The sequence below is a fragment of the Bradyrhizobium sp. SZCCHNR1043 genome (assembly GCF_032489675.1).
GTDB lineage: Bacteria > Pseudomonadota > Alphaproteobacteria > Rhizobiales > Xanthobacteraceae > Bradyrhizobium.
The window spans coordinates 148,932-165,348 of the sequence record NZ_JAUEYN010000005.1 but is presented as its reverse complement, the minus strand read 5'-3'; the positions used below and the strand labels follow the sequence as shown (position 1 = coordinate 165,348).

The following is a 16,417-nucleotide window of genomic DNA, read 5'->3' as shown; positions in this document are numbered from 1 at the left end:
CGCCGATTTTGGTTCTGGAACCTGACGCTGGTCAAAACATCGGCGCGTCATCGCCCACTCCTTGGGCAGCCGCTGCCGTGGCCTTGATGTCTCACCGTGGCCCGCGACTCACGGCGCGGTGGCGAGCGTCTTGCTCATTGGATAGGAGGCCGCGGTGCCGAACTTGCCGGCGGGCACGCCGACATCGGCGTAGCCGCGGGCAAGATAGAATCGGTGCGCCGTTTCGGTGCTGAGCAGCGCGACGTCGCGGGCGCCCAGTGCCATCGCCCGGCGCTCCAGCTCCGCCAACAGCGCCGAACTGATTCCACGAAAGCGCGCCTGCGGCGACACGTAGTTGGCCGTGATCTCGCCGGGGTGCGCGAGCCCGCCGACGGCGAGAATCGCCCCCTCCTCGACCGCCACCAACAGCGACCGGCCTTGCCCGTCGGCCCAGGTCGCGACGTTGTCCGGCGTCTTGTTGGCGAGCCAGCGGCCAAGGATGTCGGGATCGCCGCGGTGATCAGCCACGCACAGTTGGATGATGGATGCCCGCAGCATCTCGCAGGCCGCCGTTGCGTCTTCCGGTGTCGCATCGCGAATGACCATTCAATCCCTCTCTCGAACGGAGGGAACGCGATGCGCTCCTGCTACTCGCGCTTGCCCTGCACCCAGCTTTCGAGCATCTGCAGCGCCGAGGCGCGGTCATCGTCGGAGGCCTTGGCGAAGGCGCGGTTGTAGCTCTCCTTGATCCAGGCTTCGTCCGCACCGGCGCTGTCGCGCGCCAAGGTGAGCCACATCAAGCCGCGCGCCGGCTGGCGCGGCAGCCGGTCGCCGTTGAACAGCATCTGGCCGAGCAGCGCCTGGGCCTGATGCTGGCCCTTCTGCGCGGCGAGGCCAAGCCAGCGCGCGCCATAGCGGAAGTCGTCGCGCGAAGCATCCGCCGTCTTCAGGTACATCCGCGCCAAGTCGTATTGGGCGTCGGCATTGCCGAAGTAGGACGCCGCATAGGAGAACATCTCCCGCGCGCGATCCGGATCCGCCTTCACCTTCGTGTTGGGGATGCCGCTCAGGTAATAGCGGCCAAGCGCGACAAAGGCATTGGCGACGATCTGCGCCTGCGGCGCCGACGGACTGTCCTCCGCATGCGCATTGGCGATGCGGCTGAAATAGTCGAAGGCGCGCATGTCATCCCGCGCAACGCCATCGCCAGCCGCATACATGCGGCCGAGCTTGAACTGCGCAACCGGGTGACCTTCCTCCGCCGCGTATTGCAGCGCCGTCAGCGACTGCGTGGGCGACGTGGAGGACGTGGTCGCAGGCAACGCCTTGCGCAGCGCGCCGGCGCCGGCCTGAGCTCCAGCCACGGGGATCGCCGGCTCCTGGTTGACCGGAGCGCCATCGAACGCGAACGATGGCGTCGGCAACGCGAGCGGGGCAACCCCCAGCATCAATGCGAAAATGATCCGATCAGATGTCCGCATAGCAATACTTCTCTTGCGCACCACCTGGGTGAGTCACGGCGCCCGCCACGGCCGGCCCCACCTGCTGGGCATATTTCCAAAGTGCACCTGACGTGTGATGCGTCTCACGCGGCGTCCACTTGGTCTTGCGTGTCGCCAGCTCGGCATCGCTCAACTTCACGTTAAGGACACCCGCCTCGGCGTCGATCTCGATGATGTCGCCATCCTCGACCAGAGCGATCGTTCCGCCGACCGCCGCCTCTGGTCCGATGTGGCCGATGCAGAAGCCGCGGGTCGCGCCCGAGAACCGGCCATCGGTGATGAGCGCGATCTTGCCGCCCATGCCCTGCCCGGTCAGCGCCGCCGTCGTCTGCAGCATTTCCCGCATGCCCGGACCGCCGCGCGGCCCCTCGTAGCGAATGACGATCACCTCGCCTTCGCGATAGGTGCGCTTCTGGACGGCGTCAAAGGCGTCCTCTTCCCGATCAAAGCAGCGGGCCGGCCCAGAGAATTTCAAGTTCGACATGCCCGCGACTTTCACGATCGCGCCCTCCGGCGCGAGATTGCCTTTCAGACCGACGACACCCCCGGTTGCAGTGATCGGCTGGTCGGCCGGCCTCACCACGTCCTGGTGCGGATTCCACTTCACGCCTTTGAGGTTTTCGGCGATCGTCCGGCCGGTGACTGTGAGGCAGTCGCCGTTCAAATAGCCATGGTCGAGCAACGTCTTCATCAAGAGCGGAATGCCACCAGCCTCGAACATGTCTTTGGCGACATAGCGGCCACCCGGCTTCAAATCCGCGATATAAGGTGTCTTTTTGAAGATTTCGGCGACGTCGAATAAGTCGAACTTGATGCCCGCCTCGTGTGCAATCGCAGGTAGATGCAGCGCAGCATTGGTCGACCCGCCGGACGCCGCCACAACCGCAGCGGCATTCTCCAGGGATTTTCGCGTGACGATGTCGCGCGGGCGGATATTGGCGGCGATCAGCTCCATGACCTGTTCGCCAGCCGTCATGCAGAACGAATCGCGGATTTCGTAAGGCGCCGGGGCGCCGGCCGAATAAGGCAGCGCCAGCCCGATCGCCTCGGAGACCGTCGCCATCGTATTGGCCGTGAACTGGGCGCCGCAGGCGCCGGCGGATGGACAGGCGACGCGCTCGAGCTCGTCGAGGTCCTCGTCCGACATCGCACCCACCGAATGCTTGCCGACGGCCTCGAACATGTCCTGCACCGTGACCTGCTGGCCGCGAAAATTGCCCGGCAGAATCGAGCCGCCATAGATGAAGATCGAAGGCACGTTGAGCCGGACCATCGCCATCATCATGCCCGGCAGCGATTTGTCGCAGCCGGCGAGCCCGACCAGCGCATCGTAGGAATGGCCGCGAATCGTCAGCTCGACGGAATCGGCGATCGCCTCGCGCGACGGCAGCGACGAGCGCATGCCGTCATGGCCCATCGCGATGCCGTCGGTCACGGTGATGGTGCAGAATTCGCGCGGCGTGCCGCCCGCATGCGCCACGCCCTTCTTGACCGCCTGGGCCTGCCGCATCAGCGCGATGTTGCAGGGCGCGGCCTCGTTCCAGCACGAGGCGACGCCGACAAAGGGCTGGTGGATCTGGGCCGTGGTCAGGCCCATCGCGTAGAGGTAGGACCGATGCGGCGCACGCTCGGGCCCTTCCGTCACATGACGGCTGGGCAGCCTGCGCTTGATGTCGGTCTTCGCGTCCATCGCTGTTCTGGCCTCCCGGTGCTGAGGAGAACGCTAAAATCCTAGAAATGGATTTTCGGCAGCCTCACACGCACTGGTTATGTTCTGATCAAAGTATTTCACGACCAGGTGTGGCTAAAAAGCGGCGCGTTTGCGGAGCGCCGGAGATTGTTACCAAAACTTCGTAAACTGTGGCGACGTCGCAACATTCGTGGCCGACGCGCAACCATCCTCGGTTAGCATGAAGAGCGAAAGCTACTCGGGCACCACCCCGGAGGCTCGGATCATCGGCCACCATTTGCGGATCTCGGCGCGCTGCAGGGTTCCAAGGGCGGCCGGGCTGCGCTGGTCCGCCGCCGGTATGTGCAACCCCAGGTTTTTCAACTGATTTTTCACATCCGGCTCATCCAGCACAGCCACGGCGGCCGCGTTGAGCGTGTCGACGATCTCCTTGCTGACGCCCTTCGGGAGCCAGAGTCCCGACCACAGGGTCATGTGGAAGCCCGGCAGGCCGGCTTCATCGGTGGTCGGGATCTCGGGCGCGGAATCGAGGCGCTTGGCGTCCGTGACGGCGTAGGCGCGGATCGTGCCGGCGCGGACCTGGTTGATGGCATTGGAGGTCTGGTCGACGATCAGATCGATCTGGCCGGCGACGAGATCGTTCATCGCCGGCCCCGTGCCGCGATAGGGCACGTATTGCAGCTTGAGGCCGGTGACCTGCTCGAAATAGAGGCCTGCGATGTGGCTGCCGGAGCCGTTGCCCGCCGTGCCGGCCGATACGGGGTTCGGCTGCGACTTCACCCAGGCGAGAAACTCCGGCAGCGTTTTGGCCGGGATGTTGTTCCTGCTGACGATGATCATCGGATTGCTCGGCAGCAGCACGACCGGCTCGAGATCGGCGTCGAGGTCATAGCCAAGCCGGTAGACGGCGCCGTTCGCGACGTGGGTGCCGAGATGGCCGAAGCTCACGGTGTAGCCGTCGGGCTTCGAGCGCACCGCGCGTCCCACGCCGATCGAGCCGCCCGCGCCCGTCACGTTCTCGACCAGCACGGGCTGGCCGAGCGTCCGTTTCATGTGCTCGGCGAGGATGCGCATCATCGCATCCGATGGGCCGCCGGCGGCGAACGGCACGATCACGGTGATCGCGCGCGAGGGGTAGGTGTCGGCGCGCGCTGGCACCGCCAGAGCCAGGCACGCAAACAGCACGGCGCAAAGAGCTCGTCGCATCACGTCCTCCCTTGTGTCGCACGCGCCGGTCACAGACGCGAATGCGTCTGCGCCGGAGCATGTGCTCGAGGCCGCGGTGCTGTTTTGTTAGTTAGAACTGCCCGAAGTCGATCGGCTGGTGACGATCGAGCGTCCGGGTGACCGGCGGCAGCGGATATTTAAGTCCTGTCGCGCAATTGAACAGCATGACGCGATCGTTTTTCGTCACGCGTCCGTCGGCCAGGCTCTGCTTGTAGGCGGCATAGGTCGCCGCGCCTTCCGGGCACAACAGCAGCCCCTCCTCGCGCGCGACTTCGCTGAGCGCAGATGAAATCTTCTCGTCATCGACCGCGATGGCGAAACCTTTGCTCTCGCGGACGGCGCGCAGGATAAGGAAATCACCGACCGCCTGGGGCACACGGATGCCGGACGCGATGGTGTGGGCATCCTCCCAGCGCGTCGCATGCTCGACGCCCTGCTCGAAGGCGCGCACCATCGGCGCGCAGCCGGAGGCCTGCACCGCCACCATGCGCGGGCGCTTCGCGCCGATGAAGCCGATCTTCTGCAGTTCGTCGAACGCCTTCCACATGCCGATCAGGCCGGTGCCGCCGCCGGTCGGATAGAAGATCACGTCGGGCACGTCCCAGCCGAGCTGCTCGGCGAGCTCCAGGCCCATCGTCTTCTTGCCCTCGATGCGATAGGGCTCCTTCAGGGTCGAGGTATCGAACCAGCCGACCTTGGCCTTGCCCTCGCCGACGATCTTGCCGCAATCGTCGATCAGGCCGTTGACGCGGTAGACGGTCGCGCCCTGCAGCTCGATCTCGCTGACGTTCACCTCCGGCGTATCGGCCGGACAGAAGATCGTGGTCTTGATGCCGCAGGAGGTCGCGTAGGCGGCGAGCGCTGCACCGGCATTGCCGTTGGTCGGCATCGCCATGTGCTTGATGCCGAGCGCCTTGCCCATCGACACCGCCATCACCAGGCCACGCGCCTTGAACGAGCCGGTCGGCAGCCGCCCCTCATCCTTGACGATGATCTCGCCGCCGCCGAGCTTCTTCGAGAGTTTCGGCAGATTGATCAGCGGCGTCATCACCTCGCCGAGGCTGACGATGTCCTGGCATTTGCGCACCGGCAGCAGCTCGCGATAGCGCCACATGTCGGCCGGACGCTGCGCCAGCGCGTCCTTGGTCAGCGCCTGCTTCACGCCGGCGAGATCGTAGCGCACCAGGAGCGGCTTGCCGGCCTTGGACAGGTTGTGGACCTGGTCCGCCGGATAATGATCGCCCTCCATCGCGCATTCGAGGTGGGTGACGAAGGTCGGGCGTTCGATAGTGAGATTGTCGCTGGATTTCACGGCTGGACTTTCAGGTTGGCCCGTCTGGTTGCATCCGCCATTGCCGGGCTTGACCCGGCAATCCATCCTCTTCGCGAACGTTCCAGAAGCGCGATGGATGCGCGGGTCAAGCCCGCGCATGACGACGGGAAACGAGACTACATGTTCAGCACGCGGCCGTAGGCGTCGAGCACGGCTTCCTTCATCATCTCCGACAGCGTCGGATGCGGGAACACCGTGTGCATCAGCTCTTCCTCTGTCGTTTCGAGGTTCATCGCCACGACATAGCCCTGGATCAGCTCGGTGACCTCGGCGCCGACCATGTGGGCGCCGATCAGCTGTCCCGTCTTCTTGTCGAAGATCACCTTGACGAGACCCTGGTCCTCGCCGAGCGCGATCGCCTTGCCATTGCCGACGAAGGGGAAGCGGCCGACGCGGATGTCGCGGCCCTGCTCCTTGGCCTTGGCCTCGGTGAGCCCGACGGAGGCGACCTGAGGATGGCAATAGGTGCAGCCGGGAATGAGGTTCTTGTCCATCGGATGCGGATGCAGGCCCTTGATCGCCTCGATGCAGACGACGCCCTCGTGCTCGGCCTTGTGCGCCAGCATCGGGGGGCCAGCGACGTCGCCGATCGCGTAGAGGCCGGGCACGTTGGTCTTGCCGTAGCCGTCGATCACGATGCAGCCGCGATCGGTCTTCACGCCCAGCTTCTCCAGGCCGAGATTCTCGATGTTGCCGACCACACCGACCGCCGAGATCACGCGATCGAACTCGACCGACTCGGTCTTGCCCTTGCCGTCGTCGATCGTCGCCACCACGCTGTCGCTCTTCTTGTCGAGCTTGGTGACCTTGGCCCCCGTCATGATCTTGAGGCCCTGCTTCTCCAGCTGCTTGCGCGCGATGCCGGCGATCTCGGCGTCCTCCACGGGGAGAATCTGCGGCAGCACCTCGACCACGGTGACCTCGGAGCCCATGGTGCGGAAGAACGAGGCGAACTCGATGCCGATCGCGCCGGAGCCGACGACCAGCAGCGACTTCGGCATCTTGTCCGGCACCATCGCCTCGAAATAGGTCCAGATCAGCTTCTTGTCCGGCTCGAGGCCCGGCAGCACGCGCGGCCGCGCGCCTGTCGCGACGATGATATGCTTGGCCTGATAGGTCCCCTCGCCCAGCGCGCCCTTGGGCGCCTCGACATCCGACTTGGTCACCGTGATCTTGCCGGGCGCATCGATCGCGGCGCGCCCCCAGATCACCTGGACCTTATTCTTCTTCATCAGGAAGCCGACGCCGTCGTTCAGCCGCTTGGAGACGCCGCGCGAGCGCTGCACCACCGCCTTCGGATCGTAGGAGATCTTCTCGGCAGAGAGGCCGTAATCCTTGGCGTGCTGCATGTAGTGATAGATCTCGGCCGAGCGTAAGAGCGCCTTGGTCGGGATGCAGCCCCAGTTCAGGCAGATACCACCGAGGTAGGACTTCTCGATGATCGCGGTCTTGAACCCGAGTTGGGCTGCGCGGATTGCGGCGACGTAGCCGCCCGGGCCGGAGCCGATGATGATGACGTCGAAGGATGTGTCGGCCATTACGGCTCCCATTCAACTGAAGCAGTTGGAAATCAGATGGTCGTGGTGCTGCCGACGGAACGTCGCCAGATCAAGGCTCGAATAATTGCCTCCAGCAGCATCAGCACAGCGCAGATCGCGAATCCGGCGAGCACGATTGGCGCCCAGATGCCGCGCGACAGCGCCTCGCCGGAGAAGAAAGCAGAATGGATGACGTCGATCCCGAGCGGGTTGGCGAGCAGCGCGACGCTTACCAGTGCCGTGATCCAGGGCCACCGCGTTCTGATCCGCATGCGCTGGCCCCGTTTGCCATCCCGCTCCGCAAAGCAACATCACACCATCATCATCACGGGGTTCTCGATCAGCTGCTTGAACGCGCCGATCAGCTCGGCGCCGAGCGCGCCGTCGATGGCGCGGTGATCGCACGACAGGGTCACGCTCATCATGCTCGCGATCTCGATCTTACCGTTGCGCACCACCGGGCGTTCCTCGGAGGTGCCGACCGCGAGGATCGTCGCATGCGGCGGGTTGATCACCGCCGTGAAGTGATTGATGCCGTACATGCCGAGGTTGGACACGGCTGTCGTGCCGCCCTGATATTCCTCCGGCTTCAGCTTGCGCGAGCGGGCACGCGCGGCGAAGTCCTTCATCTCGCCGGAGATCGCCGACAGCGTCTTGGTCTCGGCCTTGCGGATGATCGGCGTGATCAGGCCGCCCGGCATCGCCACGGCGACGCCGACGTCGGAATGCTTGTGCTTGACCATGCCGCCTTCGGTCCAGCTGACGTTGCAATTGGGGATCTTCTGCAGCGCCACCGCCATCGCCTTGATGACGAAGTCGTTCACGCTGAGCTTGTAGAGCGGCTTCTTTTCCTTGTCCTTCGGAGCCGCCGCATTGATCTCCTCGCGCGCGGCCAAGAGCTTGCCGATGTCGCAGTCGATCGTCAGGTAGAAGTGCGGGACGTTCTGCACCGACGCGGTCAGGCGCTGCGCGATGGTGCGGCGCATGCCATCATGCGGGATGACCTCGTAGGAGCCCGGCTCGAACAGCGCCAGGATCTGCTTGTCCGACATCGAGGGCGCGAGCGCGGGGGCGCCTGCCGCGGCGGTTGCGGCTGACGGCGCGGCCTTGAGGCCCTTGCCCGATTTCGCCTCCTCGACGTCACGCGCGACCACGCGGCCATGCGGGCCGGTGCCGGTGATGCGGGCGAGATCGATGCCGGCATCCTTGGCGAGCCGCCGTGCCAGCGGCGAGGAGAAGATGCGGGCGTGACCGTTGACCTGGAGCGCAGCCGCAGGCGCGGCGGGCGCAGGAGCCGCGGCCGGCTTGGGCGCGGACGCAGCGGCAGGCGCAGGCGTCGCGGCGGGCGCCGCAGATGCCGTCGGCTTGGCTTCGGCCTTCGGAGCTGCTGCCGCCGGCGCGCTGCCGGCCGCCTTGACGTCCTCGCCCTCGCCAGCGAGCACCGCGATCACGTCGTTGACCGGAACGTCCTGCGTGCCTTCCGGCACCAGGATCTTGGCGAGCGTACCTTCGTCGACCGCCTCGACTTCCATCGTGGCCTTGTCGGTCTCGATCTCGGCGATGACCTCGCCGGACTTGACCTGGTCGCCTTCCTTCTTGAGCCAACGAGCAAGGTTGCCCTTCTCCATCGTCGGCGACAGCGCGGGCATGAGAATGTTGATCGGCATGATCAGTGACCTTGTTTCGACCTGGGGCTGGTGGTGCCCGTGTCGGTCGGCCGAGCCAGCTCGGCTTCGAACATCTCGACGATGCGCTGCAGCGCCTCGTCTTCGGAATAATCGCTCTCGCGCGCATAGGCGCGCGCAGCATGGCGGGCGACGTCGACCAGGAGCAGCCCCCACACGTCGGGCTCCTCGAAGGCGCGCTGGAAGGCGATCGAGAGCCCGCCATCGAGCACGAAGGCGCGCAACACTTCGGTGGCGTCCTCGCGGCCGATGACGTCCGGCGGCAATGGCTGCTCCTTGGGTCCGGCCATCTGGGCTTTCCCTTAGCGGTAGCAGACGGATTTGGCGGCCTGCACGACCTCCGCCGCCGACGGCAGCGCGAGCTTCTCGAGGTTGGCCGCATACGGCATCGGCACATCCTTGCCGGACACGCGGACGACCGGCGCATCGAGATAGTCGAAGGCGTGCTCCATGATCCTCGCGGCAATCTCGGCACCGACGCCGCTCTGCGCCCACCCCTCTTCCACCGTGACGGCGCGGCCGGTCTTCTTGACCGAGGCGACGATGGTCTCCGTGTCCATCGGGCGCAGGGTGCGCAGGTCGACCACCTCGGCCTCGATGCCCTCCTTGGCGAGCTCGTCGGCGGCCTTGAGCGCATAGGTCATGCCGTTCGACCACGCGATGATCGTCACGTCCTTTCCGGCGCGCGCGATGCGCGCCTTGCCGATCGGAATCACGTAGTCGTCGAGCTTCGGCACCTCGCCGGAATGACCGTACAGCACCTCGTTCTCGAGGAAGATCACCGGGTTCGGATCACGGATCGCGGCCTTCAGCAGGCCCTTGGCGTCCGCCGCCGAATACGGCGCGACCACCTTCAGACCGGGCACGTGCGAGTACCAGGACGAGTAGTCCTGGCTGTGCTGGGCGGCAACGCGCGCCGCCGCGCCGTTCGGGCCGCGGAACACGATCGAGCAGCCCATCTGGCCGCCGGACATGTAGAGCGTCTTGGCTGCGGAGTTGATGATCTGGTCGATCGCCTGCATGGCGAAGTTGAAGGTCATGAACTCGACGATCGGCTTCAGGCCGGCCATCGCGGCACCGACACCGATGCCGGCGAAGCCGTGCTCGGTGATCGGCGTGTCCATCACGCGGCGGGCGCCGAACTCCTGCAGCAGGCCCTGGGTGACCTTGTAGGCGCCCTGATATTCGGCGACCTCCTCGCCCATGATGAAGACGTCGCCGTCGCGGCGCATCTCCTCGGCCATCGCGTCGCGCAGCGCCTCGCGGATGGTCTGCGTGACCATCTCGGTGCCCGCGGGCACCTCGGGATCGGGCTGAGCGATGCTCTGCGGCGCAGCCACGCCGGTCGGCGCAGGCGCGGCCGGCGTGGCTGCGGCAGGCTCAGACGGCGGCGCCGATTGCGCAGCCTTCGTCTCGGCCGCAGGTGATGCGGCCTTGCCGAGATCGGCCGCGGTCTCGCCGTCCGCGAGGATGGTCGCGATCGGCGTATTGACCGCGACGTCGGCGGTGCCTTCGGGGATCAGGATCTTGCCGAGCGTGCCTTCGTCGGTCGCCTCGACCTCCATCGTGGCCTTGTCGGTCTCGATCTCGGCGATCACGTCACCCGACTTGATCGCCTCGCCTTCCTTTTTCAGCCATTTGGAGAGATTGCCCTTCTCCATCGTGGGCGACAGCGCAGGCATCAAAACTTGAATTGGCATATCAGCTCCGGACAAAACAGCGTCTGCGCTTAACGGTAAACGTCGGTGTAGAGCTCGGCGACATCCGGCTCGGGATCGGCCTGGGCGAAATCGGCGGCCTCGTTGACGATCTTGCGCACGTCGGCATCGATCGCCTTGAGATCCTGCTCCGTGACCTTGGCCGCCAGCAGGCGGTTGCGTACCTGCTCGATCGGATCCTGGTCGTGGCGCACCTTCTCGACTTCCTCGCGGGTGCGATACTTGGCCGGGTCGGACATCGAGTGGCCGCGATAGCGATAGGTCTGCATTTCCAGAATGTACGGGCCCTTGCCCTCGCGGCACCACGCGACGGCCTTCTCACCGGCAGCCTTCACGGCGCGGACGTCCATGCCGTCGACCTGCTCGCCCGGAATGTTGAAGGAGATGCCGCGCTTGGAGAAGTCGGTCTGCGCCGAGGCGCGCGACACGGCCGTGCCCATCGCATAGCGGTTGTTCTCGATGACGTAGATCACCGGCAGCTTCCAGAGCTCCGCCATGTTGAAGCTCTCATAGACCTGCCCCTGATTTGCCGCGCCGTCGCCGAAATAGGCAATGCTGACTGAGTCGTTGCCGCGGTAGCGGTTGGCGAGCGCGAGGCCCGTCCCGAGCGACACCTGGGCGCCGACGATGCCGTGGCCGCCGAAGAAATTCTTCTCCATGCTGAACATGTGCATGGAGCCGCCCTTGCCCTTGGAGTAGCCGCCGCGGCGCCCGGTGAGCTCGGCCATGACGCCCTTGGCATCCATCCCGGTCGCCAGCATGTGGCCGTGATCGCGATAGCCGGTGATGACCTGATCGCCCGGCTTCAGCGCCATCTGCATGCCGACGACCACAGCCTCCTGCCCGATGTAGAGGTGACAGAAACCGCCGATCGCACCCATGCCATAAAGCTGACCCGCCTTCTCCTCAAAGCGACGGATCAGCAGCATGTCGCGCAGCGCGGCCAATTCCTGTTCTCTGGTGAATTCCGGCGGCGGGCCGTTGTCTCTGTCCTGCCCTTGTTCCTTTGCGGCGGTCTTCTTGGGTGCGGCCATGGCAATTCCGGATGAGAGAAAAAGTAGCTCTCTCTAGCTCAACTCCAAGGCACGTAAAAGGACTGCGTGAATTGCGGTTCATTTTGCTTTGCCGCACTGCAAACGAGCGCGAAATAAACGAATGCTGATGAGCGCGTTTTTGAAATTCCTGACGCCACGGCCTGCTAAAGTTTAGGCACCGCGGCGAAGGGACACGCGTCACTGCGGCCGATTGATCCGGATCAGATCACGCGGGTTGGCATAGCCGAGCTGAAAACGGGCGCGTTCATCGAGCATGTCGGGATCGACCCGGTCGGAGCGCAGCAGCAATACGCGCTTCTCACCCTCCGCCCGCTCCTGCTTCAACCGGGCGAGCTCGGAGGTGAGCGCAATGATCTCCTGGTCGAGCTCCTGACGCGCGGTCAGGCCGTACCGGCCGGTATAGGCGTTGATGCCGAAATAGCCGATGATGGCGGCCGCCATCGTGTAGAGGGCTAGCCCGGTCAGGAAGGATTTGAGGCGCGCGCGGGAGACCATGGCCCGAGAATGCGGCGCCCCGGTTAAGGAAGCGCTAACCCTGAGCCCCCGCCCCGCTACGCGCTCAAGCCCGATAGGCGGGCTCCTCGGCGTCGAGCGTCCGCTTGATCGCTTCGAGATGCAGCCGCGCCGATTCCGCATCCCCCTCCCGCATCTGGCGATAGGCGGCCTCGGCGATGTCGGGCGCCACCGGCACCACCTTGCGCCCGGTTGACAGCGCCAGGCATTGAACCTGGCAGGCGCGCTCGAGATAATAGAGATCGTCCCAGGCTTCGGCGATGGTCGGCGCCAGGACCATGACGCCGTGATGCTTCATGAAGACGATGTCGGCATCACCGACAGCCCCGGCGATGCGGTCCCCCTCGCGCGCGTCGAGCGCCAGCCCGTTGTAGTTCGCGTCGACGGCGGTTCGTCCATAGAATTTCAGCGCCGTCTGCCCGGCGAAGATCAGCGGATCGCCTTCGGTCATCGAGAGCGCGGTGGCATACGGCATATGCGTATGGAACGCGACCTTGGCGCGCGGCAGCGCCTTGTGGATGCGGGCGTGGATATAGAATGCGGTCGCCTCCGGGCGGCCGTCGCCGGCAATGACGTTGCCGTCGAAATCGCAAACCAACAGCTTCGAGGCGGTCAGCTCACGAAAGGCATAGCCGTAGGGATTGACGATGAAGAGGTCGTCATAGCCGGGCACCAGCGCCGAGAAGTGGTTGCAGATGCCCTCCTCGAGCCCGTGCCGCGCCGCCATCCGGAAACAGGCCGCAAGGTCGATCCGCGCCTGCCAGACGGCCTCCGAGTCGAGATCCGGCTGGTTCGGGCCGGGCTTCGCCGACGACGCGGGTGTGAACGAATGGGCCATCGTGCTTCCTTGGCAATGCGCATCCTTGCGCAGGTCCGGCATTGCCTTGAAACGGATCGGGCAAGGCGCGTCAACGCCCTGCCCGCATCATACCCGTCATGCAGTTGGCGACCGCCGCACGGGCGGACGCACGGCGACGACCCTGGTCAGCCGTTCTGCTTGGCCACGAAGGCGGCGAACGCCTCCAGATATTGCTGCAGCACCGTCTTGAGCGAGTCCTTGACCAACTCGCCCTGGGCGTCGAAGGCGTCGCCGACCCCATTCAGGTAGATTTCCGGCTGCCCCATGACCGGACCCGAGATGCCCGGCATGATGTTCTGCAGGTGCTTGGCCGCCGCGACGCCGCCGAGCGCACCCGGCGAGTTGGCGATGAGACCGACCGGCTTGCCCAGGAACGAGCTCTGCCCATAGGGGCGCGAGGCGATGTCGATCGCATTCTTCAGCACGCCGGGAATCGAGCGGTTGTATTCGGGCGTCAAGATGAGCACGCCGTTCGAGGCCTTCAGCTTGTCGCGCAGGGCGAGCCAGTCGGCCGGCGGATTGGCTTCGAGATCCTGGTTGAAGAACGACAGGCCGTTGAGCGTGGTGACGTCGATCTTCAGGCTGACCGGCGCCAGCTTGGCCAGGGCTTTGGCGATCTTGAGCGTGAAGCTCTCCTTGCGGAGACTGCCGACGAGGGCGACGATCGAATAGGGTGCAGGCATGGGGAGATCCTTTGAGGAGCGGCGTGTGAGGGGCACTTAAAGCGCTCCGGCAGGAACATGCAAGTGCATGAAACCGGATCCCGCGAAACACTGCGCTTCATCGCAAGAGGCGCTCGATGACCCCGCCCGCCTGCCGCTTCCCTCGGGCTCAACCGGTCTCTTTGAGATGACGGGTGAATTCCGCCACCGCCTGACGCGTCAGCCAGATGGCCTGTCCGTCGACCGGCTGCGCCCATGACGAGACCTTGGCGATCACGATGTCGTTGGACGTATCGACGAACAGGTTCTGGCCGTGAATGCCCATCGCGAACATGAGCTGCGGCTGGTCGTTGATGACGTACCAGCCGCTGCGATAATGCATGTTGCGGCTGATGGCGGCAAAGCTGTCGCGCCACTGCCCGTCGCGCCACGCCTGGGCGTCGCCATTGTGCCTGATGTCGTCGAGCCAGGCTTCGGGGATGATCGTGTGCGAGCCGCGCCGGCCGCCTGACAGCACGAGCTGGCCGAGCCGCGCAACGTCGCGCAGCGTGGCGCAGAACCCGCCGGTGCAGCGCGGCGCGCCCTTGCGGTCGAGCGTGATGAAGGCCTCGCCGCTCGCCCCCATCGGCTTCCATAGCAAGATGCTGACCAGGCTCGCGAAGCTGCGGCCGGTGGCGCGCTCGATCGCCCAGCCGAGCAGATCGGTGTTGGCGGAGACGTAGCTGAAGGTGCCGCCATGCGGAATCGCCTGCGCGCGCATCGTCTCATAGAATTCATGCAGGTTCGGCGTCGTGCGAGGTGCGACCGGCTCCCAGCCCGCGGCGTCGGCATAGGCCTGCAGGCCGGCGGCGTCGAAGATGATGCCGGCCCGCATGTCGAGGAGCTGTCGGATCGTGGCGCCGCGATAGGCGGTGGCTGCCACTTCCGGCACGTAGCGCGTGACCTCGGCGTCGACGTCGAGCTCGCCGCGGCCGGCCAGGATGCCGGCCATCAGCCCGGTGATCGATTTGGTCGCGGACATCAGGATGTGCGGCGTGTCGCGGTCGGTGCCGCCGTCATAGTGCTCGAACACGATGCGGCCGTCGTGGAGGATCAGGAGCCCGTCCGTCGCCGTCGCTTTCAGGAAGCCGTCGAGGTCGAGCGTGCCGCCCTTCGGCAGCCGCAGGCTGAACTGATCGAAGGAGATCGGACTTGCCGGCAGCGGCCACGCGCTGCCGGGCGCGCTCTCGATGTCGGCGACCGGCAGGATCGACCGGATGTTGTGGAAGGCCCAGCGGCTGAACGGCGCGGAGCGCCAGTTGGAAAGATCGGCGCTGGAGGTTGAGAGATCGGTCGACATGCAAGGCCCTGCGGACATCCCGGGAGGTTCGACATAGGCGCTCGCGCGAGCCGCGGAAAGCCCGACATTTCGCATATGCAAAAACGAGCAGGCCGCCCGAAGGCGGCCCCCCTTCTCTCTTCTCCGTCATTGCGAGGAGCGAAGCGACGAAGCAATCCAGAGTCCCAACCGAGCCCTGGATTGCTTCGCGGAGCCTGTCATCGGGCCGCGCGTTCGCGCGGACCCGTTGGCTCGCAATGACGGCGACGAATTCGCGGTCCCTGCTCAGATCACCGGATTCCACGGCGCCGGAATCAGCCGGTACTTGGCGCCGTCCTTCTCGACATAGCCCACCGAGGGGAACGAGAAGTGGAAGCCGATCACCTTGGCCTTCTCGGCGGCGGCCATGTCGTAGAACTTGTGCCGCGTCTCCTGCGCCATCGCTGCATCGGTGTCGAACATCACGTGCCAGTCCGGGTTGCGCAGGAACAGCTCGGGGACGTTGGTGACGTCGGCCTGGATCAGGACCCTGGCATTGCCCGAGGCGACGGCGAACGAGGTGTGGCCCGGCGTGTGACCGGGCGTGCCGAGCGCGGTGATGCCGGGCGCGACCTCCTTGTCCCACTCGTACTGGGTGACCTTGCTCTCGAGCCCACCGAACACCTTCTTGAAGTTGGCGAAATTGCCCTTCATCAAGTCGGTCTGCGCCTTGGCGGCATTCTCGTCGCTGGCCCAGAACGCCCACTCCTTGGCCGGCACCTTCAGCTCGGCGTTCGGGAACGCCAGCGAGCCGTCGGCGAGCTTGAGGCCGTTGATGTGGTCGCCATGCATGTGGGAGAGCACGACGACGTCAATGCTCTTCGGATCGACGCCGGCGGCAGCGAGGTTCTGCAGCGTGCGGCCAACCGCGCCCTTGCTGGCCTCGAAGGCGCCAGCGCCGTTGCCGGTGTCGATCAGGACCAGCTTGGAGCCGGTGTTGATCAGCTGCGGATTGAAGGGGATCGTGATCATGCCCTTCGGCATGTAGGCGCTTTCGGCAGCCGCGAGCGCGTCGTCCTTCGCCGTGTTGACGACGAACGTGTCGGGCATCGGGAAGGTGCGCGCGCCGTCATTGACGGAGGTGCATTCATAGTCGCCGACCTTGTAGCGATAGAAGCCGGGCGCCTGCGCGCCGGCGGGTGCAACCGCTGCGCGTGCCTGTCCGGCCAGCGGCGGCAAAGCGGTTGCAGCTCCGGCGAGGGCCGCGCCGGCCAGAAATCGACGGCGATCCAATAGGGTCATGACAAATCTCTCCTCAGTGCTCCATGCGGCTGACACCGCCCCCAGACAAACGGGGCG

General features: G+C 65.5%; 16 protein-coding genes. All 16 read right to left on the bottom strand.

Annotated features, from left to right (window positions below; all coding sequences use genetic code 11):
- Positions 1–108 precede the first annotated feature (108 nt).
- On the bottom strand, positions 109–585 hold the full coding sequence (locus tag QX039_RS10490; protein ID WP_315738175.1) for a GNAT family N-acetyltransferase: 477 nt from the start codon (positions 583–585) through the stop codon (positions 109–111).
- Positions 586–626: 41 nt separating this feature from the next.
- Positions 627–1,343 (bottom strand): tetratricopeptide repeat protein, encoded by a 717-nt coding sequence (locus QX039_RS10485; RefSeq protein ID WP_409997702.1) that lies wholly within the window; start codon positions 1,341–1,343, stop codon positions 627–629.
- 103 nt (positions 1,344–1,446) lie between these two features.
- Positions 1,447–3,171, bottom strand: a complete 1,725-nt coding sequence (ilvD, locus tag QX039_RS10480; protein ID WP_315770827.1) for a dihydroxy-acid dehydratase — start codon at positions 3,169–3,171, stop codon at positions 1,447–1,449.
- 234 nt (positions 3,172–3,405) lie between these two features.
- The gene (locus QX039_RS10475; RefSeq protein ID WP_315770828.1) at positions 3,406–4,377 is read right to left on the bottom strand and encodes a tripartite tricarboxylate transporter substrate binding protein BugD; all 972 of its coding nucleotides are present in this window, start codon (positions 4,375–4,377) and stop codon (positions 3,406–3,408) included.
- 91 nt (positions 4,378–4,468) lie between these two features.
- Complete coding sequence (locus QX039_RS10470; protein ID WP_315770829.1) at positions 4,469–5,710, bottom strand: threonine synthase; 1,242 nt, start codon at positions 5,708–5,710, stop codon at positions 4,469–4,471.
- 137 nt (positions 5,711–5,847) lie between these two features.
- The gene (lpdA, locus tag QX039_RS10465) at positions 5,848–7,269 is read right to left on the bottom strand and encodes a dihydrolipoyl dehydrogenase (RefSeq protein WP_315738180.1); all 1,422 of its coding nucleotides are present in this window, start codon (positions 7,267–7,269) and stop codon (positions 5,848–5,850) included.
- Positions 7,270–7,301: 32 nt separating this feature from the next.
- Positions 7,302–7,541, bottom strand: coding sequence for a hypothetical protein (locus tag QX039_RS10460; protein WP_315738181.1), 240 nt, complete (start codon positions 7,539–7,541; stop codon positions 7,302–7,304).
- A 39-nt stretch (positions 7,542–7,580) separates the two neighbouring features.
- A complete protein-coding gene (locus QX039_RS10455) occupies positions 7,581–8,936 on the bottom strand; it encodes a pyruvate dehydrogenase complex dihydrolipoamide acetyltransferase (RefSeq protein WP_315738182.1) in 1,356 nt (451 codons plus the stop codon).
- Positions 8,937–8,938: 2 nt separating this feature from the next.
- Positions 8,939–9,244: a DUF5076 domain-containing protein gene (locus QX039_RS10450; protein ID WP_015666657.1), complete on the bottom strand. Its 306-nt coding sequence runs from the start codon at positions 9,242–9,244 to the stop codon at positions 8,939–8,941.
- 12 nt (positions 9,245–9,256) lie between these two features.
- Complete coding sequence (locus QX039_RS10445) at positions 9,257–10,654, bottom strand: pyruvate dehydrogenase complex E1 component subunit beta (RefSeq protein ID WP_315770831.1); 1,398 nt, start codon at positions 10,652–10,654, stop codon at positions 9,257–9,259.
- A 29-nt stretch (positions 10,655–10,683) separates the two neighbouring features.
- Positions 10,684–11,706: a pyruvate dehydrogenase (acetyl-transferring) E1 component subunit alpha gene (gene pdhA, locus QX039_RS10440; RefSeq protein ID WP_315756686.1), complete on the bottom strand. Its 1,023-nt coding sequence runs from the start codon at positions 11,704–11,706 to the stop codon at positions 10,684–10,686.
- Between the two features lie 198 nt (positions 11,707–11,904).
- Positions 11,905–12,222 (bottom strand): septum formation initiator family protein, encoded by a 318-nt coding sequence (locus QX039_RS10435; protein WP_315738186.1) that lies wholly within the window; start codon positions 12,220–12,222, stop codon positions 11,905–11,907.
- A gap of 64 nt (positions 12,223–12,286) precedes the next feature.
- Entirely contained in the window at positions 12,287–13,078 is a 792-nt protein-coding gene (locus QX039_RS10430) for an aldolase (protein WP_315738187.1), read from the bottom strand.
- A 146-nt stretch (positions 13,079–13,224) separates the two neighbouring features.
- Positions 13,225–13,782 (bottom strand): NADPH-dependent FMN reductase, encoded by a 558-nt coding sequence (locus tag QX039_RS10425; protein WP_315770832.1) that lies wholly within the window; start codon positions 13,780–13,782, stop codon positions 13,225–13,227.
- Between the two features lie 148 nt (positions 13,783–13,930).
- The gene (locus QX039_RS10420) at positions 13,931–15,100 is read right to left on the bottom strand and encodes a serine hydrolase (RefSeq protein WP_315738189.1); all 1,170 of its coding nucleotides are present in this window, start codon (positions 15,098–15,100) and stop codon (positions 13,931–13,933) included.
- Between the two features lie 264 nt (positions 15,101–15,364).
- Positions 15,365–16,360: an MBL fold metallo-hydrolase gene (locus QX039_RS10415; protein WP_315738190.1), complete on the bottom strand. Its 996-nt coding sequence runs from the start codon at positions 16,358–16,360 to the stop codon at positions 15,365–15,367.
- Positions 16,361–16,417: the final 57 nt, after the last annotated feature.